Raw genomic sequence first — 26,159 nt, forward strand, 5'->3', positions numbered from 1 at the left:
TTGATTCAAGGAAGGTGATGTTATGGAATGGCTTGAGAGACTAAATCAATCGATCAATTATTTGGAAGAGAATCTGAACGGGACTATCAGCTACGAACATGCTGCTCAGATTGCCTGTTGTTCTACCTTTCACTTTCAAAGGATGTTTTCTTATATCGCGGGGATCCCGCTGTCCGAATATATCCGGCGAAGAAGAATGACTGCTGCTGCTTTTGATTTACAGACTACAGGTGAAAAAATAATCGATCTGGCATTGAAGTACGGCTATGATTCTCCGACTTCCTTCAATCGTGCTTTTCAGAGCGTGCATGGCGTCAGCCCGTCAGCAGCAAGATTGGAAGGGATTTCTCTCAAAGCATATCCACGCATCAGTTTTTCAATTTCGATCAAAGGAGATGTAGAAATGAACTACAAAATTGAAAACAAGAATGCATTTAGAATAGTCGGTGTTAAAAAACACATGGACATGGCTTTGGAAGAAAGCTTTCGCGAGGTACCTTTATTTTGGCAGGAAACCGTTGCGGAGGGACGGATCCCGCAGATACTTGAACTGCTGAACCAGCCGCCCTTCGGCCTGCTGGGAGTGAGCACTTGTATGAACGGCAAGGATTTTGATTATTATATAGCAGTGGCTACGGATATTCCAACGCCGGAGGGCTTGGTGGAATATGAGATCCCTGCGGCAACCTGGGCTGTCTTTGAATGCATAGGGCCTATGCCCCAAGCGATACAGGAACTTCAGAAGAGAATCGTAACCGAGTGGCTGCCCACGTCAGGCTATGAATACGCAGATGCACCGGATATTGAACTGTACACAGAGGGAGATCAGCAATCCTCCGAATACAGGTCGGAGGTCTGGCTTCCGGTAGTGAAGAAAAAATAGAAATGACGATTTTTTTATTGTCAGGATTGTTATGAAACCGGCTGTGTCTAAAATAATTTTTAGATACGGCCACTTTTTTTTATTATCTCTTGCAACCAACTTTATATAGTGATATCATATCAAACTGTTATATTAAAATTGCGAACTTATGCAAGGAAGTCACAAATGAACGATTTCTGCTGCAACCTGGGTCCACAGCGGCTGTAAAATGCCAACGAATAAGCTCCAGAAAAACGCAGACAATAACGAAAGAAAAATTGAGCTAAAGGAGGCTGAAAGAAATGGAACTTTGGGTTACCGAACAACAAAATGAAAATGTAAACTTCTCCTGTAGGGTGAAAAAAACTCTGTATGCGGAAAAGTCGGAATTTCAGGACATTGCCATACTGGAAACGGAATATTTCGGAAAGATGCTGATTCTGGACGGCGTAATACAAACTACAACCTTTGATGAATTTATTTACCACGAAATGATCGTACATGTACCGATGTTTACTCATCCTAATCCAAAGTCGGTATTGGTTATCGGCGGCGGAGACGGCGGCAGCATGAGGGAAGTCATCAAGCACAGCAGTGTGGAAAAGGCCCAGTGGGTAGATATTGACGGGAGGGTCATCGAAGCCTGCAAAAATTACCTTCCTGAATGGAATCATACACTGAAGGACAGCAGTGTGGTTTCTTTGAAAATTGAAGATGGAATTAAGCATATGAGAGAGGCACAAGGACTATACGATGTGATTATTGTGGATTGTTCCGATCCCGTTGGTCCCGGAGAACAACTCTTCACCTATGATTTTTATAAAGAAATTTACGGCGCACTGAAAGAAGACGGCCTTTTTGTACAGCAGACCGAATCTCCCTTCTATCATCAGGATTTGATCCGAAGGATTCAGAAGGACGTAAACGCCTTGTATCCCATTACCCGTTTATATACGGCAAATATTCCTACCTATCCGAGCGGATTGCATTGCTTTACCATTGGATCAAAGAAATATGATCCAATGATGCCTTCTCCTGACAGAGTACCGGATTTTGAAACCCGCTGCTATTCTACAGAGACACATAAGGCAAGCTTCCAGGTTCCTAAATACGTCAGCAAATTGTTGAAATAAGCAACAGCCTTTATGAAACCCCAAGGTAGAAAGGCCGGAAGAAAGCGTATTGATATTAGGAAAAATGTGCTATAATAATAGCATGGTTATCAATAAAGTCAGAAATACAATTCTTCATAACAACCTGATTGAAAAAGGTGAGCACATCGTGATGGGACTCTCAGGAGGCCCGGATTCGGTGTGCCTTTTTTATATTCTGAATCAATTGAAAGAGGAATTTGAACTATCTCTTCATGCTGTTCACATCAACCATCAGCTCAGACCGGGAGCCGCGGAGGAAGATCAGAGGTATGCGGAGGAGCTTTGTCACCGTTTTGGGGTTCCCTGCAGGGTGGATGTCTACGATGTAAATCGTATTGCAAAGGAAAAGGGGATTTCCAGTGAGGATGCCGGAAGACAGGTGAGATATCAATCTTTTTTTGAGGAAGCAAAATCTGTTTCTGAAAAAAACGGTGTACCGGTAAAAATCGCCGTTGCCCAGAACCTGAACGACCAGGCAGAAACTTTATTGATGAGAATTATGAGAGGGACCGGCACCGAAGGACTGGCCGGAATTGAGTATAAACGAAAAGACAGAAGCGGAGCTGTGATTATCAGACCGTTGCTGGATGTTTCTCGGGCCGAAATCGAAGCTTTCTGCAAAGAAAACAACTTAAATCCCAGAATTGACCTTACCAACCTGGAGCCCATCTACACGCGAAATAAAATCCGTTTGGAACTGCTGCCTTATATCCAGGAAAATTTCAATGGCAATGTGATGGAGGCTATCAATCGTCTTTCCAGGATTGCCAAGGAAGATAAGAACTTTTTTTCTCAAAGGATAGAAGAGCTCATGTTCCGGCATTGCGAGAAAATCCGGTCTGAAGGCAGGGATTGTGCAGATTCTGTTTCCTTTCCCGTAGAAGTATTAAGGGAGCAGCATCCGGCACTCAGGCACAGACTTATCATGAAGCTCTTTGAAAGCATTGGGCTGGACAGAGATATTTCAGCCATTCATCTTGAGCAGGCGGATAAGCTGTTGCTGGATGGAAAAACCTCATCGGTTGCAGAATTTTCTTCAGATTATGTGATGAAAATTTCCTACGGGTCGGCGGAATTTTATAAAAAAAGGGACAATTGGGATGAAAGTTTCGAATATGACATAAATATGAATGGTATTACTGAAATTCATGAATTAAATAAAGAAATCGGGGTAAGAATTCTAAGAAGAAAGGAATGGGAAAATGTAAATTCTGAAAGAAAGACCTTGGATAGTACTTCTTTCTCTTGCAGCATGAGTTATGACGAAATACAAAAAAGTCATTGCCGTTTGATACTGAGAACAAGAAGAGAGGGAGATTATATAGTACCCCTTGGAATGAAGGGTAAAAAGAAACTCCAAGATTTTTTTGTTGATGCAAAGATTAAAAAAGAAAACAGAGATCGTATTCCGCTGCTTTGTCTGGGGTCGGAAATTATATGGATCGTCGGATATCGGATCAGCGAGAATTACAAGATTCAAAACCATACGAAACACATGATTTTGCTTGAATTTTATTCAAAAAAATGATAAAATGACAAAATGCTGCAATGCATAAAGAATAATGAGACAGAATCCGAAAAGGGGGAACAAAAAACATTGAATAGAGTTGTGAAAAACTTAGGAATATATGTAGTGATCTTTGCTCTTGTACTGGCCATGGCCTGGTTTTATAAAGGAGTGCCGGAACAGGAAGTGAAAGAAGTTACCTTCTCTGATTTTTACGATGCCGTAAGAAGTGAGAAAGTGAAAGAACTTACGATTGTGGACAGAACGCTGAACGGAACCTTAAAATCCGGTGAAAAAATCGTTGCCTACGCTCCGTCTGTTCTTGAAATTAACATTTTGAACGAACAGTATGTATTCCCTCAGATGGAAGAAGGGAAGATCGATGTAAAAAGTGACGAACCGAAAACCACTCCTTGGATCGTGACTTTGCTTCCAACCATCATCATGGTTGTAATATTGATTGCTTTCTGGTTTGTCTTTATGAACCAGGGGCAGGGCGGCGGTGGAAAGGTTATGTCCTTCGGGAAAAGCAGAGCAAAGCTTCATAAGGACGATGACCTGAAAAGGGTTACCTTTGCCGACGTGGCAGGACTGGATGAAGAAAAGGAAGAATTGGAGGAAGTTGTAGACTTCCTGAAAAATCCGAAAAAATATAACAGCCTGGGAGCCAGGATACCGAAGGGAATCCTGCTGGTAGGGCCTCCGGGTACCGGTAAGACCTATATTTCCAAGGCAACTGCCGGAGAGGCCGGAGTACCGTTTTTCAGCATCAGCGGATCAGATTTCGTAGAAATGTTTGTAGGTGTCGGTGCTTCCAGAGTAAGAGATTTGTTCGAACAGGCCAAGAAAAACTCTCCCTGTATCATTTTCATAGATGAAATTGATGCGGTAGGAAGAAAAAGAGGTGCCGGATTAGGCGGCGGCCATGATGAAAGAGAACAGACGTTAAACCAATTGCTGGTGGAAATGGATGGTTTTGGTGAAAATATAGGGATTATTATCCTTGCAGCAACCAATAGACCGGACATTCTTGATCCGGCTTTATTAAGACCGGGCAGATTTGACAGACAAGTAGTGATCGGTATTCCCGATATTAAGGGACGTGAAGCTATTTTCAGAATACATTCCAGAAATAAACCGCTGGATGAAGTTGTGGATCCCAAGGTGCTTGCACGAAGGACACCGGGGTTCACTCCGGCTGATATTGAAAACATGCTAAATGAAGCAGCATTGCTTACAGCCAGAAGAAACGGCAGAAAAATTCGTATGGATGAAATAGAAGAAGCCATTACGAAGGTCATTGCCGGACCTGAGAAGAAGAGCAGAGTTATCAGCGAGAGTGAAAGAAAGTTAACGGCTTATCATGAAGCAGGCCATGCTCTTGTGGCAAGAATGATGCCTAACACGGATCCGGTACACCAGGTAACCATCATTCCGAGAGGACGGGCTGGAGGCTTTACCATGATCCTTCCTAAGGAAGATAAATATTATGCAACAAAAACTACCATGACGGAGCAGATCATTCATCTGCTTGGCGGCAGAGTGGCGGAAAAGCTTACTTTGAACGACATCAGTACCGGTGCCAGCAATGACATTGAGCGTGCCACCGAGATTGCAAGAGCCATGGTAACGAAATACGGCTTTAGTGAGAGGCTTGGTCCTGTCAATTACAGCTCCTCTGATGAAGTATTCCTGGGTAAGGATTTCTCTACCAGAAAAAATTATTCTGAGGAAATGGCATCGGAAATCGACGAAGAAATCAGAACCATTATTGAAGATGCCTTTGCTACCGCAGAAAAACTGCTGTCAGAGAATATTGACAAGCTTCATACCGTGGCCAAAACACTGCTGGAAATTGAAACTCTGGATGGCGAGCAGTTCGAAGCGTTGTTTACCGGAGAAAAAACTTCAAAACAATTAATTGAAGAAGTTCATCATCTGGAACTGGCTATAGAAGAGGCCAATGCAAAAGAAGCAGCTGAAATGGAAGAAGCACTGGCAGAGAATGATGACCTTGATCAGCTGGAAGAATCGGAGGATGAAGAAGGCGGAGATATGACGGAGGATTCGGAAGAAGATACCGTGTCCGATGAGGATGATGAGGACAGAAAGTAAATAAAGTTAACTTTGGGGGGCAGGTCTTGTTACTTGTCCCTTTAACAATGGGGTGAAGTGAAAAATGAAGGTAACGGTAAGAGATTGTCTTACACTTCCGGCTTTTAAAGAAGCAAGAATTCTGGCTGGAAAGCCAGGACTTGACAATAGAGTCAGCGCTGTTTCTTTTTTAGAACCGGATCAATCAGGCCAGATTCAATCGCAGATGTATAAAGAGGATGAAATGGTTCTTGCTGCTTTTTCCTTTGAGGAAAAACCCCTCGAGAGCCGGCTGAAGATGATTGAGGATCTTTCCGGGGCCGGAGCAGCTACCTTGGTGCTGCTCCCCATGGGAGTCATGTTTCGGGAAGTGAACCCAAACATTATAGCCCTTGCCGACCGGCTGGATCTGCCTGTCATTTGCCTGCCCAGTGATGCCCAAATCACCTTCTCCGATATTGTTAATGTGGTAATGGAAAAGGTTTTATACGGAGATAATTTTGGAAACCGTCTCATCAGCAATACCATTTATCATCTGCTGAATTTTGAAAAACACAGCAGCTTCCAGTCTGCGGCAAGGGAAGCGGCCATTAATAACAATTTCCAGCTTGTCATATTGAGCGAAGATTTTAATCCGATCTTTTCCGTAGAGACAAGATATCGAACCACCATAGCCGAAGCCATACGTGCAGGAATTGAACGTGATGTAAATAAATCTATGGTATATACCAAAATCGATATCAACGGAGCCTTAACCTATTGGGGGCCGGTGCTGATCAACGGTGAGAAGCACTACATGTTCATTGTAGATAATGAAGATTCCTATTCGCCGGGAGAAATAACCAAACTGGCTGAGATTGTAGAGATTGCCATAGGTATGTGGAAATTCAGCCCTGTAAAGGATGCAAAGGCAGATTTTCTAAAGGCGCTAAGGCGTGGGAACAGAAGTCTCGCTTACAGCCTGAAAGAGGAAGCGGAAGTGGCGGGAAAGGAAATTCTCAGCGTCTTCAGCATAGAAGGTTTGGAAAAGGATGATTGCTTTAAAAAAATATCCATCTTTGAAAAAAAGACAGGCTATGAGGTATTGAAAATCCATGAGGGGGACGAGGTCTGGGGAATGATTCTGGAAAAGAAGAAATCCAAAACCAGAGAATCCGCTGTTTCATTATATCAGGAGCTTCAGGGGGCCGGGGCCGAAACCATATTCCATGTTACCAACGTAGAAGGAATAGAAGGTTCGGCGGATGCCTATCAGCTTATCAATGAAAGCTGGACGTTTATAAAAAATATTTTCCCTCACAAGAATCTGTTTACAAAATATGAACTTGCCCTGGCAAGTAATTGCATTAATATTTCTATTAAGAATGATTCTGTAAAAAAGAACTATATGGATTTGCTTGAGCCTTTTAAAATTGTCGGAGAGGGAAAAGGAAGGCAGTTGCTGGAAACCCTTGAAATTTTTGTATTGGATGCGGGGATGAATACCTCCAAAACGGCAAATATGATGGGCATTCACACCAATACGGTTCAATACCGTTTAAAGAGGATTAAAGAGATTCTGCAGGCCGATATGATGGGTACTACCATTATGCCGGGTCTGACGGTTGCTCTGGCTATCGAAAGGATTGAAAAAATTACGAAGAAATTATAACTTGGGAGTCTAGGGAGTATTGAACAATGATCCGCTTCTCCTCCTAATGACCAGCTAACGCACTTTACCGTACGCAATACATGGAGACAAGAATGAAAACAAAAAATGCAGCAAGAATCACCACTTTGATCTTAACCTTTGTTCTAATAACCGGAATCTCGGCCGTAAATTCCTATGCAGAGGAAACTGCAGAGCGCAGCTATGAAAAAGTGATCGCTCACGGAGGCGGCGTCTATAAGGGTTATGAGACCACCAATTCCGTCGAGGCGTTGAATCAGGCTATTGAACACGGCTATAAGCTGATAGAATTGGATATGGAGCTTACCTCGGATCAAAAGGTAATTATGCTTCATGACTGGGACAGAACCACACTTCATTATTTCGGAACCGTCTTTGATAGGAAAATCAGCCAAAGCCAGTTCCTGAACCTGACCATTCACGGTCAGCTTGAGGTTTTAACCTTTGATAAATTAATTACGATTTTGAAACAAGCCCCTGGAATAAAAATTGTATCGGACACCAAGGGGGACAATCTTGAGTTGTTAAGTCAAATCGCAAAGGAATATCCGGAATATGTATGCAGAATCATTCCACAAATTTATGATTATGATGAATTGGAGCCTGTGAAAGCACTTGGATATGAAGACATCATCTTTACCCTTTATGCGCAACCAAACTTTGATATAGATACCTTGGCCCAATTTGTTACAAGCCATGATCTTTATGCGGTGACCATGCCGGATTACTACGCGGAAAGAGGGTACTGCAAAAAACTTTCCGCATACGGAATCAAAATATATGTGCATCCCGTGTCTGCGATGGAGCAGGCTATGGAATTTACCGAAATGGGGGCATACGGTGTGTATTCGGGCACTCTGCTGCCGGAAGAATTTGAGGGTCCTGAAAAAGATTATTATCTGCTTTCCAATAACGATCCCGGGAAAACTGTCAAACTGGAGGATGAGTATTTCAGCAGTGTAAACGAATGGAAGGTCTATGGCTTGCAAAAGGGGGAATCCGTAAAGTATACCCTGGACGAGAAGAAAACCCTTACTCAGGGTGAAGACTTCAACCTCTGGGAAAAAGGAAAGCATAAGCTGACCATAACCATCTATGATGTGACAGGCAAGCCTGTCGGCCAATTGGAATATCTGATCTGGAAAGAGGAAGGAAAATTCCGTTTATTACATAAAAAGTATGAGTACCGGCTTGATGCCGTAAAAGAACCGAAAGATTTTCTGTCGGTTATGGAAAGCTCAAAAATTGACGTAAAGTTCAGGGAAATCTTGCAGAACTCTTTGATAGCCAAAAAAGGAGAGCATTGGTTTTATCAAAATGGTCTGACAAATCGTTACGAAAACAGGCAGGAATCCTTCTTCCCTCTGCAGGGCAGCGGCGGCAGGCTTCTCCTTCCCCTGTCCGACACCATGACAGCATTTGGAGCCAAATCCGTTTCTATGAATCAGGGCAAGGATCTGGCCATAGAATACGGAGAAGATACCTATCGTATCGTAGTAGGCAGCCCTTATCTGCGTAATGGTTTTCGGATCACGCGTGTAAAGAATCCAGTATGTCTGTACCTCAGTAAAGCCATGGCACCAAGTGAGCTATATCAGGTGATAACCGGCAGGCCTTACATAGAAAGGAATGATCTGGTTATTTTTCTTCCCAAGAATACCAAATTGACCAAAGAAGAAGAAAGGCTGCTTGTTGATACGGCAAAAAAGTTATACTGATCTTCCTGTCGAACAAAGAGAAATTCTTTGATTTACCGATTAATACTAATAAATATGGCGTTTACACCCGGTTTTCGCCATTTTTTTCTTTTCTCTTAGATTCCCCATGTATACTTTGACATTGTGGGTATATGATGGTAACATATTGAAACAGGTGAACAATTTAAGAATTGGAATCAATAGATTTAAATCTGGAATACTAATTGAAAGCAAAAAATACGGGCGCAGAAATCTACAAATCCGTATACTAAAAAAGAGATTTGTGATTTCCTTGCATAAGTTCGCCGACAATTTGCTTCACAAATTGGGCGAGCTAAGAGCAGTAGAAATCTACAAATCCGTATACTAAAAAAGATTTGTGATTTCCTTGCATAAGTTCGCCGACAATTTGCTTCACAAATTGGGCGAGCTAAGAAAGGAGTAAGAAAATTGAAGTATTATAAGATATCCCATTTAGTTAAATCAGAAGATCTGAATCATCACGGGACCTTATTTGCAGGACGTTCTGCAGAATGGCTGGTAGAAGCGGCCTTTGTTGCTGCCGCATCCCAGCATGGAAGACCGCAGGATGTACTCTGTGTAAATATACATGGTTTTACATTTAAAAAACCGGTACAAAAAGGAGATATTATCACCTTTCTTTCCAAAGTGGCCAAGGTGGGTAATACCAGTATAACGGTATATGTAAAGGCTATGTCGGAAATTCATGGGACAACCCACGTAGATGGGTTCCTGACCTTTGTCTGCATAGAACCGGATACTAAGCGAAAAAGACCTCATGGCATCGTGATGGATGAGATCCAGGATGAGGAAGAAAAAGAGATCAGGGATCGTGCGGAAAGGCTTTAAAATCTCTGTGGATAAACAAGGCGAAATATAATGTATACAATTCAAAATCTGTTGAAAATTGATACATTATAATATAATATTATCCATGGCGTATTTTGTTTGAGTCTTATGAGAGCAAGGCGTCAGCGCAATTTTGCTTCACAAATTGTGCGGGCTGAGACAGGCTAAGATAGGAACAATTTATATATATGCAAATTAATTAGTAGGAGGATGTATTGTATGAACAAGCTTGAAGATCTTCGCGCAAAAAAAGCAGCCATTGCTTTAGGCGGGGGACAGGAAAGAATCGATGCTCAGCATAAACAAGGCAAGCTGACAGCAAGAGAAAGATTGGATCTTCTGTTTGACGAAGGCAGTTTCGTAGAAATCGATGTATTCGTTTCACACAGATGCAACAATTTTGATATGGCTGATAAGCACGCACCCGGAGATGGTGTTGTGACAGGCTATGGAACAGTTGACGGCAGACTGGTATTTGCTTACGCTCAGGATTTTACCGTACTTGGCGGTTCTCTGGGTGAATATCACGCGGAAAAGATTGTTAAGGTCCAAAATATGGCGCTGAAAATGGGAGCACCTATCGTAGGACTGAATGATTCCGGTGGAGCAAGAATCCAGGAAGGTGTAAATGCCCTTTCGGGATTCGGAAAAATATTCTACAACAACACGATTTCCTCAGGGGTTATCCCGCAGATCTCCGTGATCATGGGACCATGTGCAGGCGGAGCGGTTTATTCGCCGGCAATTACAGACTTTGTATTTATGGTTGACAAAACAAGCCAGATGTTTATTACAGGGCCTCAGGTAATTAAGACCGTTACCGGCGAGGATATCTCTGCTGAAAAACTGGGCGGTGCTATGACACACAATTCTATCAGTGGTGTAGCACATTTCATCGGCAAGGATGATACCGAAACCCTGGCTCAGGTAAGAGATCTTCTAAGCTATATGCCTTCCAACAATCTGGAAACACCTCCGGTTTTGGCTACCGGCGATGATCCGAACAGACAAATTCCGGAATTTAACGAAATCATTCCGGAAAACCCAAACAAAGCATATGACATCTATGAAATTATTAAAAAACTTGCAGATAACGGCGTGTTTTATGATGTAATGCCTCATTATGCAAAAAATATGGTAACCTGCTTTATCCGTTTAGATGGACAGACAGTAGGTGTTATCGCAAATCAGCCAAAGTTTGCGGCAGGCTGTCTTGATATCAACGCATCTGATAAAGCCGCCAGATTTATCAGAAGATGTGACGCCTTCAATATTCCTTTGCTGACGATTGAGGATGTTCCTGGATTCCTGCCTGGAACTGATCAGGAATACGGTGGAATCATCAGACATGGAGCAAAAATGCTTTATGCGTATTGCGAAGCAACCGTTCCAAAGGTAACGATGATTCTTAGAAAAGCTTATGGCGGTGCTTACATTGGAATGTGTAATAAAGAATTAGGAGCCGATTTGGTACTCGCATGGCCGACTGCTCAAATTGCAGTTATGGGTGCCGAAGGTGCAGCCAATATCGTCTTTAAAAATGATATTAAAAACGCGGCTGATCCTGTGGCTAAAAGACAGGAGAAAGTTGCAGAATATGAAGAGAAATTCAATAATCCTTATAGAGCAGCTGAGATGGGCTATGTAGATGACGTTATCGAACCGTCTACAGCAAGACAGAGAATTATCAGTGCCTTTGACATGCTGGCATCTAAGAGACAGTCACTGCCTGCAAAGAAGCACGGCAATATTCCGCTATAAGAGCTTGAAGGCAGGCTTGTGGGTAAAACTTTAAGAGTTTACTCAAAAAGAAAATTGAAGAAAGGAATAGAGGTGACATAGATGAATGAGTTAAGCATAATGGAACGATTTGCAGACCCTGTTCTGTTTGAACAATTGTCAAAAGGTGAGCTGGTACAAGGTGCATTGATTACAACAATGATGGGAATGGGGATCACCTTTGTGGTTCTGACCCTTTTGTGGGGTGTTATCGCTGCAGTTACCAAAGTCATTAACGGCACGGAAAAGAAAAACAGCGGGTCTACACCCTTAGCGGCGCCAGCGGCAGTCCCGGCAGCAGCAGTACAAAATACAGCACCTGCAGCTCCGGCGACAGCAGAGATCGGCGCAGAAATCATTGCTGTTATCACTGCGGCCATTGCCGCCATGGAAAACCAGTCTTCCACATCGAACCAATTGATTATCAGAAAAATCAGCCGAGTTTCAGGAAACAGCACATCCTGGAGCAGAGCTGGTGCGGCAGATTGTATTGAAAGCAGAAAAATATAATGAGCGCAAATGAAGCGTCCATTGTATCATCTTAGGAACTTGGTTTATGATATAACTATTTTTAAAGGAGAGAAAATACAATGAAAAAATATAATATCGTAGTGAATGGCACTGCTTATGCAGTAGAAGTAGAAGAAGTAGGATCCGGTTCCGCACCAGCAGCAGCCCCAGCGGCAGCTCCGGCACCAGCAGCAGCTCCGGCACCTGCAGCAGCTCCAGCACCTGCAGCAGCTCCCGCTCCGGCTCCAAAAGCAGCACCTGCAGCAGCTCCTTCCGCCGGCGCACAGACCGTCGAATGCCCAATGCCGGGAACTATTTTGGATATCAAGGTAAAACCGGGAGATGCAGTAACGCAGGGTCAAGTACTTCTTATTCTCGAAGCTATGAAAATGGAAAATGAAATTATGGCTCCGGGAGCAGGAACTGTTGACACAATCCAGGTTACAAAGGGTGCTTCAGTAAATGCAGGAGACATATTACTTTCACTTAAGTAGCCCTCCGATATTAACGAAATATTCTTACGGGAGGTAGAAATAAAAATGATTTTAGAGACGATTAAAGATTTTATTGGAACTACCGGTATCGTAAACATGGACATAAAGAGCTTTATCATGATTTGTGTAGCTTTACTGTTCCTGTATTTGGCTATCAGAAGAGGCTTTGAGCCTTTGCTTCTGGTGCCTATCGCATTCGGGATGCTGCTGTCAAACTTACCTATGTCTGGTATTTTCGAGCATACCGTTACGGCTTTCGATGCTTATATAGATCCTTCCAAAACGGAAACAACAGGTGGACTTTTTTATCTGTTTTATTCCTTTAACAAATTGGGCATTTTCCCACCGCTTATTTTCCTGGGAATCGGTGCCATGACAGACTTTGGTCCGCTGATTGCGAATCCTAAGTCATTGCTTTTAGGAGCGGCAGCACAATTTGGTATTTTTACCACGTTCCTTGGAGCAGTATTGTTTTGTAACTTTAACGCACAGGAAGCTGCTTCCATCGGTATTATCGGCGGAGCCGACGGCCCGACAGCTATCTTCCTGACCACAAAGCTGGCTCCCCATCTGTTGGGTGCCATTGCGGTAGCGGCTTATTCTTACATGGCTCTGGTGCCGGTTATACAGCCTCCTATTATGAAGCTGTTAACTACCAAGAAGGAAAGAATCATCAAAATGGAACAGCTGAGAGTGGTCAGCCAGAGAGAAAAGATCCTGTTCCCGATCATGGTATCAGTGATTGTTATACTGATCCTTCCGGCGGCTTCTTCTCTTATCGGAATGCTGATGCTGGGCAACCTGTTTAAAGAAAGCGGCTGTACAGCAAGACTTTCAGAAACTGCGTCCAATGCATTGATCAATATCGTTACAATCCTTCTGGGAATCTCCGTAGGAGCTTCCGCTCAGGGACCTTCTTTCCTGGTGCTGGACACAATCCAAATCATCGTTCTTGGAGTACTTGCTTTTGCAGTTGGAACAGCTGGCGGTGTCCTTCTTGGAAAACTGATGTGCGTATTATCAGGCGGTAAAATCAATCCGCTGATCGGTTCTGCAGGGGTTTCTGCAGTCCCAATGGCAGCGCGTGTATCACAAAAGGTAGGTCAGGCCGAAAATCCATCCAACTTCCTTTTAATGCATGCAATGGGTCCTAACGTAGCCGGCGTAATCGGTTCTGCAGTAGCAGCGGGTGTTATGCTGTCCATGTTTAGCTGATCATGATCGAATCAACCTAATAACAATACGAAAACCGGACTTTACAAAGTCCGGTTTTTATTGTAAAAGAACGGGATATGGTTTATACTAAGTAGGTCAATTCTACTGAAGCGGGGTTTGCCCTGCAATTTATTAAACGAAGGGAGAACAGATATGTTATTAGCATTCGATGTAGGGAATACTAACATAGTTCTAGGAGTCTTTAAAGACGGCAATCTGATTCAAAACTGGAGACTGGAAACCGACAACAACAAAAGCGCTGACGAGTATGGCATGATTATCAATCAGCTTTTCAGCTATGTGGGGCTGAGCACTAAAGAGATCAAAGATATCATTATCTCAACGGTAGTTCCGTCGGTACTTTATACCTTGCAGCATTTATCCATGAAATACTTTAACAAAAGGGCAATCGTAGTAGGACCCGGAGTGAAAACCGGACTGGTTATCAAATACGATAACCCGAAACAAGTGGGAGCCGACCGTATCGTCAATGCCGTAGCGGCATATGCCAAATACGGAGGGCCCTTGATCATCGTGGATTTCGGAACTGCAACCACCTTTTGCGCCATAACGGAGAAAGCCGAATATTTAGGCGGAACCATTGCACCTGGAATTAAAATTGCCTCCGACGCCTTGTTTGAAAAAACGGCAAAACTGCCGAAGGTTGAACTGGAGGAACCCGGCCATGTCATCTGTAAAAATACCATTGAAAGCATGCAGTCGGGACTTGTTTACGGACATATGGGCATGGTGGATTATATTGTAAAGAAGATGAAGAAAGAATTAGAACAGTATTCCAGTTCGGGCAATTCTGCTAAAGTAGTTGCTACGGGTGGCCTGGCTACACTCATCGAAAGCGGCATTGATTGTATTGATTGTGTAGACAAGCTTCTGACCCTGGAAGGGCTTGAATTAATATACGAAAAAAACAAAGGGCACAAGGGATGGAAATAGGAAACGTTAAGCTGGAAAATCCTTTTTTTCTGGCACCTCTGGCCGGTATTACCGATGCACCTTTCCGCAGGATCTGCAGGGAACAGGGCGCCGGTCTTGTCTATTCGGAAATGGTCAGTGTAAAAGGTTTATATTATAATGATAAAGCTACGGAGCGATTGCTGAATATTTATGATGAGGAAAAGCCGGTGGCCTATCAGATCTTTGGTTCGGAACCCGAGTTTATCTCCTATGGAGCGAAGGCGCTGGCAAGGCGGGAAAACTGCATTCTTGATATCAATATGGGCTGCCCGGTTCCAAAGGTTGTAAAAAACGGCGAGGGCTCCGCCCTTTTGAAAGACCCTCTTCTGATAGAGAAAATCGTAAAAACAGCAGTAGCGGAGGCGGAAAAACCAGTAACCGCAAAAATCAGAATCGGGTGGGATTCGAGAAGTATAAATGCCGTTGAAATTGCAAAGGCTATAGAAGCCGCAGGCGCCTCAGCCATCGGAGTACACGGCAGAACGAGAGAACAATATTACAGTGGTCACGCTGATTGGAATGTGATTAAACAGGTGAAGGAAGCCGTATCCATTCCGGTTATCGGAAACGGTGACATTTTCAGAGGGGAAGACGCTATCCGGATGATGAAAGAAACCGGCTGCGACTTTGTTATGATTGCCAGAGGCGCTATGGGGAATCCCTGGATTTTCAGGGATGCAGTGGCGTTATGGAAAGGACAGGCATTGCCTCCTCCTCCCACCATTCAAGAAAAGGTATCTGTAATCCGAAAGCAGCTCGATTTATTGCTTGCCGAAAAGGGAGAATATGCCGCCGTACGTGAAATGCGAAAGCATGTCGGATGGTATTTAAAAGGCTTTCCGGGCTCCGCGGAAATAAGAAGAAAGGTGAATAGCATCGACAAGGCGGAGATTCTCAGAGAAGTGATTTCAGAATTGGACGCCAACTTGTAAGCCTTGTTTTTCAATGGTATTCCTTGACATTTGTCGAGGAATCCTTTATAATATTGCGCATACGAGCGCATCTATAGGGTAGTGTGGAACATATTTTAAATATTAAAGGAGATTATAAAATGGCAGAGCAAATGCTGTTAACAAAAGAAGGTTATGAGAAGATTGTAGCAGAACACGAAGAACTGGTTACGGTCAGAAGAAAAGAAGTTGCCGAAAGAATTAAGGAGGCTATCTCCTACGGTGACATCTCCGAGAACTCCGAATACGATTCTGCTAAAAATGAGCAGGCAGAGCTGGAGGAGAGAATCAACAAGCTTGAAAATATGATGCGTAAAGCCAAGATTATAGATGAATCCGCTATGTCTAAGGATCATGTTGGCATTGGCCTTAAAGTAAAGGTGAAGGAAATGGAGACGGATGAAATTTCAGAATTCTCTATTGTAGGTTCGACAGAAGCAGATCCTTTCGAAGGCAAAATTTCCAACGAATCTTTAGTGGGTGCTGCGCTCCTTGGAAAAATGGTAAATGAAATTGCAGAAGTTCAGGTACCGGATGGGATTGTTCACTATCAGGTATTAGAAATATATAAATAGACTCATACTGAACAGTAATCACTATAGTAGTCTAGAAAAGAGGGAAATGATGAGTACAGAAGACAACAACATTCAGAACCAGCATGTGAATGAAGCTGATGCAGAGATTGAATTATCCGAAGAGGGATTGAATGAACTGAGACAGGTCAGACGTGATAAGTTGAAAAAACTGCAGGATATGGGCAGAAATCCATTTCTTGTGGAGACCTGGGATGTGAAAAATTACAGCAAGGATATCAAAGATAATTTTGATGCAATGGATGGGCAGGAAGTAACCTGTGCAGGGAGAATCATGGCCAAGCGCCAGATGGGAAAAGCATCTTTTATCGATATTCAGGACAAGCAGGGAAGAATTCAATGCTATATCAGACAGGATGCCATTACCCCGGAAGAATATGAAATTTTTCTGACTTATGATATCGGTGATATCGTAGGTATTGTCGGTGATGTCTTCCGGACAAAACATGGGGAGATTTCCATCAAGGTTCATGAACTGAAGCTTCTGTCCAAGTCCCTTCAAATTCTGCCGAACAAATTCCATGGATTGAAAGATCAGGATATTCGGTACAGACAAAGATATGTAGACCTTATTATGAATCCGGAGGTAAGGGAGACCTTTATCCTTCGATCCAAAATGATTAAGGAAATAAAAAAATTCCTGGAAGGAAGAGACTTCCTGGAGGTAGATACTCCGGTTCTTACCACCATTGCCGGCGGCGCCAATGCAAGACCGTTTGTTACCCATCATAATACCTTGGATTTGGATATGAAGCTTCGTATCTCGAATGAGCTTTATTTGAAAAGGCTGATTGTTGGAGGCTTTGACAGGGTTTATGAAATGGGCAAGATGTTCCGTAATGAAGGTATGGACCGAAACCATAATCCTGAATTCACCTCCATGGAGCTGTATCAGGCATACGGCAATATGGAAGATATGATGGATATCACCGAGAACATGATTGCTACAGTTGCTCAAAATGTATTAGGAACTATGCAGATCGAATATCAGGGAAAGAAATTCGATCTGACACCTCCATGGCAGAGATTGTCCATGCAGGATGCTGTTAAGAAATGGGTTGGAGAAGACTTCGATCTCATTACCACCGATGAAGAAGCCAGAGAAGTGGCCAAAAAGCATCATCTTGAAGATGTAGAAAAGATGACAAGAGGTCATGTTATCTGTGCATTATTTGAGGAATATTGCGAAGAATATTTGGAAGGGCCGGTATTTATTACAGGACATCCCGTTGAGGTTTCTCCTCTGGCAAAGAGAGATCCGAAGGATCCAAGAATCACCAGAAGATTTGAAGCTTATATCAATACCTGGGAAATTGCCAATGCCTTCTCCGAGCTGAATGACCCAATCGACCAGTATCAGAGATTTAAAGAGCAGCAGGAACAGCTGGAAAGCGGCGATGATGAAGCCCATCCAATGGATGAGGATTTTGTAAACGCACTGGAGGTCGGCTTGCCGCCTACAGGCGGACTCGGCATCGGGGTAGACAGAGTGATCATACTTCTGACCAACTCTCCGTCGATACGAGATATCATCCTGTTCCCAACCATGAAACCACTTTAGGCTTGTTAAAATTATCCACAGCGTTGTTACTGCCGGCGCCTAACAGGTAATATAAAATTGCCCACAGCGTTGGACTGTTAATACGGCTATAATTGCTTGAAACATAGAATTACTAGAAAAGTTTGCTTCGGCAAACTTTTCTTATCGAAAAGGAGTTATATGATGAAAGATATTCAATTAAAGCAGCTTTTTGTCTCCACCGATGATTACACCGGTAAAGAAATAATCATACGGGGGTGGGTCAGAACAAACCGAAGCTCTAACAAATTCGGTTTTGTAGAAATCAATGACGGAAGTTACTTCAAGTCTGTACAGGTTGTATATGAAGAAGCCTTCATTAGCAATTTTGATGAAATCGCAAAGGCTCCTATTTCCGCTGCCCTTTGTGTCACCGGAGAACTGGTGTTGACGCCGGAGTCCAAGCAGCCCTTTGAGATCAAAGCCAGAGAGGTTATCGTCGAAGCAGGTTCACACGCCGACTATCCTCTCCAGAAAAAAAGGCACAGCCTTGAATTTCTGCGTGAGATAGCCCATTTAAGACCCAGAAGCAACACCTTTTCGGCCGTATTCCGTGTAAGATCTCTGGTAGCTTATGCGATTCATCAGTTTTTCCAGGAAAACAATTTTGTTTATGTGCACACCCCAATTATCACCGGAAGTGATGCGGAAGGTGCCGGGGAAATGTTTCGGGTGACCACTTTGGATCTGGATAAACTCCCCAGAGCAGAATCTGGAAAAATCGACTATAGCCAGGATTTCTTCGGAAAAGAAACCAATCTTACAGTAAGCGGACAGCTGGAAGCGGAAACCTTCGCCCTTGCTTTCCGAAACGTATATACCTTTGGCCCGACTTTCCGCGCCGAAAACTCCAATACGGCCAGACATGCTTCCGAGTTTTGGATGATCGAACCTGAAGTGGCTTTTGCAGATATCCATGATAACATGGCTCTGGCTGAAAGTATGATCAAGTATATTATCAATTACACATTGGAGCATGCTCTCGAGGAAATGAAGTTCTTCAACGAGTTTATCGATAAAGGGCTTCTAGACCGACTGAACAATATTGTAAGCAATGATTTTGCAAGGGTCACCTATACGGAGGCCGTGGATATTCTCTCCAAAGCGGAGAAGGAATTCCAGTTCCCTGTAAAGTGGGGGATTGATCTGCAGACGGAGCACGAAAGATATCTGACAGAAGAAATTTACAGGAAGCCGGTCTTTGTAACGGATTATCCAAAGGAAATCAAGGCTTTTTATATGAGACTTAACGAAGACGGGAAGACCGTTGCGGCCATGGACTTGCTGGTGCCCGGCGTTGGGGAGATTATCGGCGGAAGCCAAAGAGAAGAAAGATACGATCATCTTGTTAACAGAATCAATGAACTGGGCTTAAACGAGCAGGATTACTGGTGGTATCTGGATCTGAGAAAATACGGCGGTGTCAAGCATGCGGGATATGGCCTCGGCTTTGAAAGAATCATTATGTATATTACCGGAATGAGTAATATCAGGGACGTGCTCCCGTTCCCAAGAACACCGAAAACTGCGGAATTTTAGAGGAAACGATTATGAATCTATTAGGAACTGCTATCAAAGACGGTGCAATAAAGGGCGTAAAAACAGCTTTTATGCTTTTGAAAATTGTACTGCCGGTTTATGCTGTCGTTGTTTTCATTAAATATTCTCCTATAATGCCATTTTTGCAGAGCTTATTTTCACCGGCAATGAAGTTTTTTCACCTGCCGGGTGATGGAATTGTGCCTCTGATTACAGGCTTGTTTACAGATGAATACGCTACCATTGCGGTAATGAGCACCTTTGATTTTTCCGTTGCGGAGATCACAACTATCGCCATGATGGTTCTGGTAGCCCATTCGATGCCTGTTGAGGCTGCATTAGCTCGGAAAATTGGTCTGTCTGCGGCAAAATATTCTGCTTTCCGTATGGTTTTTGCCGTATTGGTAGGAGTTTTAGTTGGTTGGATTGGGGGGGTGTTTTCGTGAGTGCATCTTTTAGCGTCATCTTTCAGGAGATCTTCTTGGGATGCATTTCTACGATCCTAAGCTTGCTGAAAATACTGATCCCTCTCATGATCGTTGTTGAAATTCTCATGGTGTATAACGTCATGGAGAAATTGGCAAATAGACTGCAGTTTCTTGCTAAATTAATGGGAATGAAAAATCAGTCCATATTCCCTCTTCTTGTGGGGGTCATTATGGGCGTTACATATGGGGCAGGCACTTTGATTGAAATCAACAGGCAAACACCGATTCCGAAAAAGGACTACGCTCTTATTGGAATTTTTATGTTTTTATGTCACGGCATCATTGAAACAGCATTTATTTTTTATGTTGCCGGTGCAAATATTATTGCAATTACCATTGGCAGACTGCTCATTGCCTTTGTGGTGACAGCCCTTGCGGCAAGACTGCCTATGATCAGAAAAATGGAGGACAATATTGAATGAACGGGCTTTGGAATGAACTTCTGATCGGAGTTATAAACCTTGAAATAACACATCTTATCATGTTTGCAATCGGAGGACTGCTGATTTATCTGGCGATTGCCAAGGAGTACGAGCCTATGCTTTTACTGCCTATCGGCTTTGGCGCCATTCTGGCAAATATACCGCTGTCTTCTGCCATTGGGGACGAAGGGTTTTTAACCGTCTTATATAATGCGGGAATTAAAACGGAACTTTTTCCCGTACTGATTTTTATTGCCGTAGGAGCTATGATTGATTTTAAGCCTTTAATGCAAAATCCCTTTATGCTTTTCTTCGGTGCAGCAGCACAGTTTGGTATCTTTTTTACTATGATGTTCGCTCTTTCAACGGGGCAGTTTGATTTAAAGGAAGCTGCCGCCATCGGGATTATCGGTGCGGCGGATGGGCCGACTTCCATCTACGTGGCAAAGGAGTTTGCACAGAACTATCTTGCCCCAATATCGGTAGCCGCCTATTCCTATATGTCGCTGGTGCCGATTATACAGCCCCCGGTGATTAAAATTCTCACTACCCGTGAGGAAAGAAAAATCAGGATGAAATATACTCAGGTTGAGATACCGAGAATTATGGAAATCCTCTTCCCGATTATTATCACCGTAATAGCAGGAATCATTGCCCCGATCAGTGTGGCTTTGGTGGGATCCCTCATGTTTGGAAATCTGATAAGATCCTGCGGCGTTCTGACACGGCTGTCCAATGCCGCACAGAACGAACTGGCTAATCTGGTAACACTGCTTCTGGGGATTACCATAGGATCCACCATGACGGTGGAAGCTTTTTTAAATATACACACCATTATGATCATGGGTATGGGCCTTGTGGCTTTTATCTTTGATACTGCCGGAGGCGTTCTATTTGCCAAGCTGCTGAACCTGTTCCTGAAGGACAAGGTAAATCCGATGATCGGAGCGGCTGGGATTTCCGCCTTCCCCATGTCGGGGCGTGTGGTGCAGAGAATGGCTACCAAAGAAGATCCGAACAACTTTATTCTGATGCAGGCAATGAGTGCAAATGTTGCAGGGCAACTGGGCTCTGTTGTTGCAGGAAGCTTGATTCTCGCTCTGGTACCAAAGGTACTGGCAGCGTTATAGGAGGGAAAGGATGGATATGCAATTAATGGCCTCGGGCCTTGAAGTAACGGCATTCGGTTTGGGCGGTGTATTTTCGGTTTTGATATTATTTTATTTTGCAACGAAAGTCATGTTGGCATTATCAAAAAAAATGAGTAAAAAGCAAAAAATGGATCGTTCAAAATCATAAAACTTTATAGCCACGGACAAACTAGATAGGTCCTGTATCAAAATGGTGTCATTGTTGAGCAGGGCCTATTTCTATTTGCTATTTAAAAAAAATAATGATATACTAAAACCACTATTTGAAAAAAATATGGGAGGTCTGAACATGAAAGGCTATACTAGCGACACGATAAGAAACGTTGCACTTGTAGGACACGGAGGATGTGGAAAAACTACATTATTAGAGGCCGCATTACTTGCTACAGGAGTAATTAACAGACTAGGTAAGGTAGAAGACGGAAACACAACATCCGATTATGACAAAATGGAAATAGAGAAAGGATATTCAATCAGTACTTCTATAGTACCAGTTGAATACAATAAGGTTAAAATTAATTTTATTGATACTCCGGGTTATTTCGATTTTATCGGTGAGGTGAATTCGGCAATGAGGGCTGTGGAAGCAGCAGTCATCGTTGTTGACGCTTCTGCGGGAGTTCAGGTAGGTACAGAGAAAGCATGGAATTCCTGTAAAGAATATCAAATGCCAACGTTTATGCTGATCAACAAAATCGATAAGGAAAATATAGATGTTGATAAAGTCATTGACGATCTCAAAGCAAAGTTCGGTACATCTGTGGTTCAGTTATCTGAAAGGGATGCTTTGACAGAAGCCGTTGCGGAAAGTGACGAGGAGCTTTTGGAGAAGTTCTTTGGCGGAGAAGAATTCACAGAAGAAGAATTTAATCGTGGACTGGTAGCCGGTATTGCATCAGGCAATATTGTGCCCATTATAACCTGTTGTGCTGTAGACGGCAGAGGAGTCAAGGAGTTTTTGGATACCTTATTGAAGTACGTTCCCAAATCAAAGGATCATGCTGAATATAAGGCATTAGATGCAAAGGATGCTGAGATTAGTATCAAGTGTGATCCTGCTGCTCCGGTTTCCGCATTTGTTTTTAAAACCATTGCAGACCCATTCGTAGGCAAAATATCCTTAATGAAAGTAATCTCCGGTAAATTACACTCCGGAACTGAAATATTTAATACGAGAGTAGAAAAACCCGAGAAGCTAGGCAATATGTTCTTCCTAAGAGGAAAAAATCAGGCGGAAACAACAGATGCGGTGGCAGGTGACATCGTAGCTGCGGCCAAGCTTCAGTTCACTCAAACCGGTGATACTCTTTGCGAGAAGGCACATTTTATTAAATATCCTCCTGTTGGTTTCCCTGAACCATCTTTATATATGGCAGTGGAACCAAAGGCAAAGGGCGACGAAGAAAAGATCAGCTCCGGCCTTCACAAGCTTATGGAAGAAGACCCATCCTTTGTCATGACAAGAAATACGGAAACGCATCAGACCTTAATTGGTGGACAGGGTGAAATCCAAATCGGTATCATTACTGCCAAACTGAAGGATAAATTCGGCGTAGGTGTAGATCTTGTGGATCAGAAGATTCCTTATAGAGAAACCATTAAAGGCAGCTCTGATGTTCAGGGTAAACATAAAAAGCAGTCCGGTGGAGCCGGTCAGTATGGTGATGTTCATATCAAATTTTCACCGTCCCAGGAAATCTTTGAGTTCTCAGAAGCGTTGTTCGGCGGCTCTGTTCCAAAGAACTATGTTCCTGCTGTAGAAAAGGGTCTCAGAGAATCCATGGAAAAAGGGCCTCTTGCAGGTTTCCCTGTAGTAAATATCAAAGCAGTATTCTATGATGGTTCTTATCATGACGTTGACTCTAACGAAATGGCATTTAAAATTGCCGCTTCACTGGCCTTCAAGAAGGGTATCGTAGAAGCGAAACCGATTCTGCTGGAACCGGTGATGCACGTTGAAGTTCTTGTTCCTGATGAATACATGGGTGACATCATGGGTGACATGAATAAGAGAAGAGGAAAGATCCTTGGTATGGAACCACAGTCAGGCGGCGGACAAAGGGTATTGGCAGAAGCACCTCAGGCAGAGATGTTTAAGTATGCCATCACCTTGAGATCCATGACCCAGGCAAGAGGAAGCTTTACCATGAAATTTGAACGATATGAAGAAGTTCCTGCACACCTTGCAGAAAAGATTATAGCAGAACATAAGAAGGCGGATGCCGAATAATAACGAATAAAAATGAAAGGCAGCTCTAAATGATTGGATCAATCATTTAGAGGCTGCCTTTTTTCCTTCCAGATAACTAAGGTTTTTAATCGCTATTACAAATCTTTAAGACTATCAATCATTATTTTTTTTTATATAAATCTTTAAGGCTTTTATAACCAACCTGAAGAAATACACGAGAAAACCTGTTATAGAGCCTAAGATCAATAGAAGCAATAGTAAAAGCGGCCAATTAATTTCTGTTAACAATCCTGCACCTCCCAGTTTTGAAGTTAAATCGCATCAAAGTGCTTCGTAATCCAGTGCGTATTGATCAGATAATCCTCCAGGCCGGAAGCATCCCTTCTTTCAAAGAATTTTACAATTTCCCTGTGCTCCTCGTTCATAGCGCGGCACAGTGTAAAAAGCTTCTCCGAATTCTCACTGAAATAGGTGTATCTTGACACGCTGGCCTTGATTTCCTCCAGCATTTTTTCGAGTTGGGGATTATCACATCGATCGATATAAATCCGGTGAAATTTTTCCTGCAATTCACAGTAGGAAGAGTAATTCTCATATTTTATGGCAATATCGATCAAATCAATGGTCTCGTTCATTCTTCGGATGTCCTGATCGGTAATATTGTTGATGGATAGTTTTGCAGCCAGAGCATCCAGAACTCCTAAGATAACATAGGCGTTAATTTTCTGTTTTTGATCGATATCACAGATCCGATATCCCTTTCTTGGAATCCTTTCCAGAACGCCGTTTGCCACCAATTCAATCAATGCTTCCCTTACCGGTGTCCTGCTGATATTCAGGGTATCGCAGATTTGCGATTCCGTTATGATTTCATCCGGGGAAATATCTCCGTGCTGAATTCTATCTAAAATACTTTTTGTTGCCATATTTCTAAGTGATATCGTACTCATATTTGCCTCCAAATTAGGTAAAATTTTCTATATACGCTAGACATACTATATCACAGTTTTGCTGTATACGCAACTAAATAGAAAAAATAATTGCATTATGTATTAACGTATACATAAATACATATTCTTCGGCATATATCTGTATTTTAGAGCTATTTAGGACGGTTTAACCTGGTAATTCAGCGGAAAATGTAAAATTATATCATTGACTTTTTGTAATGTATACGTATATACTTTAGTTGCAATCCAAGGTCGGATATCCGATTGCTTATCCAAGAACCCAAATTACGTTTTGCCATAAAAGGAGGAAAACAAAATGGAAAAGAAACCCTATGTCGTAGTGGAATGGAACGATGTGGAGAGCGATGCCAAGGGCTGGCTCTGTGCTTATAACTTTGTCAATCACTATTGCGGCGGAGGCACGAGAATGCATCCTACCGTAACCAGAGAAGAAGTCATCCGGCTGGCTACCACCATGGGATACAAATATAAGGCTTCCGAGTCCAAAACTACAGGAGGGTGCAAAGGCGGAATTGCATATGACTATAAAGCACCGGATGCCAAAGAGGTGCTGAAGCGCTATTTAATCGCCATGGCACCTTACATAAAAGCCGGAGTTTCCATCGGAGGAGACCTTGGCGTGGACTACGGAGATGTTCTGAATATTCTGGATGAAATCGGAATTGGTCTTCCCTCTACAAAAGAAATGAGAGAGGATTCCAGGATCCAGCAATGCATCAAAGATCACGATGTACTATGCGACATGACCTATGACGGTTTCAAAATGTACGATATGATCACCGGATACGGCTGTGCGGCGGCCCTTGACGAGGCTTGGAAAATAAAGGGCGGAAAACCGGGTGCCACTGTGCTGCTCCAGGGCTTCGGCTGTGTGGGTGCGTCCATGGCGGTCTGTCTGGATAAGATGGGATACAAAGTGGTGGGCATTGCAGATGCCAATTGCCTGGTAACCTGTAAGGACGGACTGGACATTAAGAAGCTGGTCGAGACAAGAAAGCCAAAGGGAGAATTGGATCCTGCGGCTTTTACAGAGGATTATGAAGTAATAGACAACAGCAGATGGCTGGATGTTGAGTGCGACGTACTGGTGCCTGCTGCTTTGGAAGATGTTATCAATAAGGATAACGCACATAAAGTGAAGGCTTCCTTAATCGTTGAAGCAGCTAATATTCCGGTTACTCCTGAGGCTGACAGGATTCTGGCAGAAAAAGGAGTGGATATCTGTGTGGATTTTGTCAGCAATCTTGGAGGAATCCGTATCTACGATGTAGCGGTATTCGGATTGGTTCCCTGTGAGCCCCAGGCAATCGTAGATGATACTACGGAACTGATCAGAAAAAATACCAGACTGGTATTTGAAAAGGCCAAAAAAGAGGGAAAAGGAACGAGGGATGTGGCAAGAGAACTTTTTGCGCCGGATACCTTTGACACTCCGGACATCTAAGAAGA

At 43.1% G+C, this 26,159-nt stretch carries 23 protein-coding genes; 22 read left to right on the plus strand and 1 reads right to left on the minus strand.

Going from position 1 to position 26,159, the window contains the following annotated elements; translation table 11 throughout:
- Positions 1 to 22: 22 nt before the first annotated feature.
- The 21 genes from KCX82_RS14745 (at position 23) to KCX82_RS14845 (ending at position 23,778) form a co-directional block, all read left to right on the plus strand.
- Positions 23 to 883, plus strand: coding sequence for an AraC family transcriptional regulator (locus tag KCX82_RS14745; RefSeq protein ID WP_227019255.1), 861 nt, complete (start codon positions 23 to 25; stop codon positions 881 to 883).
- 281 nt (positions 884 to 1,164) lie between these two features.
- On the plus strand, positions 1,165 to 1,995 hold the full coding sequence (gene speE / locus KCX82_RS14750; RefSeq protein WP_227019256.1) for a polyamine aminopropyltransferase: 831 nt from the start codon (positions 1,165 to 1,167) through the stop codon (positions 1,993 to 1,995).
- 82 nt (positions 1,996 to 2,077) lie between these two features.
- Positions 2,078 to 3,544 carry a tRNA lysidine(34) synthetase TilS gene (gene tilS, locus KCX82_RS14755; RefSeq protein ID WP_227019257.1) on the plus strand — a complete coding sequence of 489 codons (1,467 nt, stop codon included), beginning with the start codon at positions 2,078 to 2,080 and terminating at the stop codon, positions 3,542 to 3,544.
- Between the two features lie 69 nt (positions 3,545 to 3,613).
- Positions 3,614 to 5,638: an ATP-dependent zinc metalloprotease FtsH gene (ftsH, locus tag KCX82_RS14760; RefSeq protein ID WP_227019258.1), complete on the plus strand. Its 2,025-nt coding sequence runs from the start codon at positions 3,614 to 3,616 to the stop codon at positions 5,636 to 5,638.
- A gap of 64 nt (positions 5,639 to 5,702) precedes the next feature.
- The gene (locus KCX82_RS14765) at positions 5,703 to 7,268 is read left to right on the plus strand and encodes a PucR family transcriptional regulator (RefSeq protein ID WP_227019259.1); all 1,566 of its coding nucleotides are present in this window, start codon (positions 5,703 to 5,705) and stop codon (positions 7,266 to 7,268) included.
- Positions 7,269 to 7,360: 92 nt separating this feature from the next.
- The gene (locus tag KCX82_RS14770; RefSeq protein ID WP_227019260.1) at positions 7,361 to 9,004 is read left to right on the plus strand and encodes a glycerophosphodiester phosphodiesterase family protein; all 1,644 of its coding nucleotides are present in this window, start codon (positions 7,361 to 7,363) and stop codon (positions 9,002 to 9,004) included.
- 429 nt (positions 9,005 to 9,433) lie between these two features.
- Complete coding sequence (locus KCX82_RS14775) at positions 9,434 to 9,853, plus strand: acyl-CoA thioesterase (protein ID WP_227019261.1); 420 nt, start codon at positions 9,434 to 9,436, stop codon at positions 9,851 to 9,853.
- A 219-nt stretch (positions 9,854 to 10,072) separates the two neighbouring features.
- The gene (locus KCX82_RS14780) at positions 10,073 to 11,614 is read left to right on the plus strand and encodes an acyl-CoA carboxylase subunit beta (RefSeq protein ID WP_465250662.1); all 1,542 of its coding nucleotides are present in this window, start codon (positions 10,073 to 10,075) and stop codon (positions 11,612 to 11,614) included.
- Between the two features lie 81 nt (positions 11,615 to 11,695).
- Positions 11,696 to 12,142: an OadG family protein gene (locus tag KCX82_RS14785; RefSeq protein WP_227019263.1), complete on the plus strand. Its 447-nt coding sequence runs from the start codon at positions 11,696 to 11,698 to the stop codon at positions 12,140 to 12,142.
- Positions 12,143 to 12,222: 80 nt separating this feature from the next.
- On the plus strand, positions 12,223 to 12,636 hold the full coding sequence (locus KCX82_RS14790; protein WP_227019264.1) for a biotin/lipoyl-containing protein: 414 nt from the start codon (positions 12,223 to 12,225) through the stop codon (positions 12,634 to 12,636).
- Positions 12,637 to 12,681: 45 nt separating this feature from the next.
- Complete coding sequence (locus tag KCX82_RS14795; RefSeq protein ID WP_264373286.1) at positions 12,682 to 13,851, plus strand: sodium ion-translocating decarboxylase subunit beta; 1,170 nt, start codon at positions 12,682 to 12,684, stop codon at positions 13,849 to 13,851.
- 153 nt (positions 13,852 to 14,004) lie between these two features.
- Positions 14,005 to 14,805 (plus strand): type III pantothenate kinase, encoded by an 801-nt coding sequence (locus tag KCX82_RS14800; RefSeq protein WP_227019265.1) that lies wholly within the window; start codon positions 14,005 to 14,007, stop codon positions 14,803 to 14,805.
- Positions 14,796 to 15,758: a tRNA dihydrouridine synthase DusB gene (gene dusB / locus KCX82_RS14805; protein ID WP_227019266.1), complete on the plus strand. Its 963-nt coding sequence runs from the start codon at positions 14,796 to 14,798 to the stop codon at positions 15,756 to 15,758. Before KCX82_RS14800 ends, dusB begins: the two co-directional genes overlap by 10 nt.
- A gap of 119 nt (positions 15,759 to 15,877) precedes the next feature.
- A complete protein-coding gene (gene greA / locus KCX82_RS14810) occupies positions 15,878 to 16,351 on the plus strand; it encodes a transcription elongation factor GreA (RefSeq protein ID WP_227019267.1) in 474 nt (157 codons plus the stop codon).
- A gap of 49 nt (positions 16,352 to 16,400) precedes the next feature.
- Positions 16,401 to 17,930 (plus strand): lysine--tRNA ligase, encoded by a 1,530-nt coding sequence (gene lysS / locus KCX82_RS14815; protein ID WP_227019268.1) that lies wholly within the window; start codon positions 16,401 to 16,403, stop codon positions 17,928 to 17,930.
- Positions 17,931 to 18,092: 162 nt separating this feature from the next.
- Positions 18,093 to 19,487, plus strand: coding sequence for an asparagine--tRNA ligase (gene asnS, locus KCX82_RS14820; protein WP_227019269.1), 1,395 nt, complete (start codon positions 18,093 to 18,095; stop codon positions 19,485 to 19,487).
- Between the two features lie 11 nt (positions 19,488 to 19,498).
- The gene (locus KCX82_RS14825; RefSeq protein ID WP_227019270.1) at positions 19,499 to 19,933 is read left to right on the plus strand and encodes a nucleoside recognition domain-containing protein; all 435 of its coding nucleotides are present in this window, start codon (positions 19,499 to 19,501) and stop codon (positions 19,931 to 19,933) included.
- Positions 19,930 to 20,397 (plus strand): nucleoside recognition domain-containing protein, encoded by a 468-nt coding sequence (locus KCX82_RS14830; RefSeq protein WP_227019271.1) that lies wholly within the window; start codon positions 19,930 to 19,932, stop codon positions 20,395 to 20,397. Before KCX82_RS14825 ends, KCX82_RS14830 begins: the two co-directional genes overlap by 4 nt.
- A complete protein-coding gene (locus KCX82_RS14835; protein ID WP_227019272.1) occupies positions 20,394 to 21,527 on the plus strand; it encodes a sodium ion-translocating decarboxylase subunit beta in 1,134 nt (377 codons plus the stop codon). Before KCX82_RS14830 ends, KCX82_RS14835 begins: the two co-directional genes overlap by 4 nt.
- Positions 21,528 to 21,537: 10 nt before the next feature.
- Positions 21,538 to 21,696: an OadG family transporter subunit gene (locus KCX82_RS14840; protein ID WP_227019273.1), complete on the plus strand. Its 159-nt coding sequence runs from the start codon at positions 21,538 to 21,540 to the stop codon at positions 21,694 to 21,696.
- Between the two features lie 141 nt (positions 21,697 to 21,837).
- Positions 21,838 to 23,778 carry an elongation factor G gene (locus KCX82_RS14845; RefSeq protein ID WP_227019274.1) on the plus strand — a complete coding sequence of 647 codons (1,941 nt, stop codon included), beginning with the start codon at positions 21,838 to 21,840 and terminating at the stop codon, positions 23,776 to 23,778.
- Between the two features lie 272 nt (positions 23,779 to 24,050).
- Here the strand turns inward: KCX82_RS14845 and KCX82_RS14850 are convergent, their stop codons facing one another.
- Complete coding sequence (locus tag KCX82_RS14850; protein WP_227019275.1) at positions 24,051 to 24,689, minus strand: GntR family transcriptional regulator; 639 nt, start codon at positions 24,687 to 24,689, stop codon at positions 24,051 to 24,053.
- Between the two features lie 316 nt (positions 24,690 to 25,005).
- Here KCX82_RS14850 and KCX82_RS14855 point away from each other — a divergent pair, with 316 nt between their 5' ends.
- Positions 25,006 to 26,154 (plus strand): Glu/Leu/Phe/Val family dehydrogenase, encoded by a 1,149-nt coding sequence (locus KCX82_RS14855; protein ID WP_227019276.1) that lies wholly within the window; start codon positions 25,006 to 25,008, stop codon positions 26,152 to 26,154.
- The last annotated feature ends 5 nt before the right edge of the window (positions 26,155 to 26,159 follow it).

The organism is Sinanaerobacter chloroacetimidivorans (genome assembly GCF_018128545.1).
Taxonomy (GTDB): Bacteria; Bacillota; Clostridia; order Peptostreptococcales; family Anaerovoracaceae; genus Sinanaerobacter; species Sinanaerobacter chloroacetimidivorans.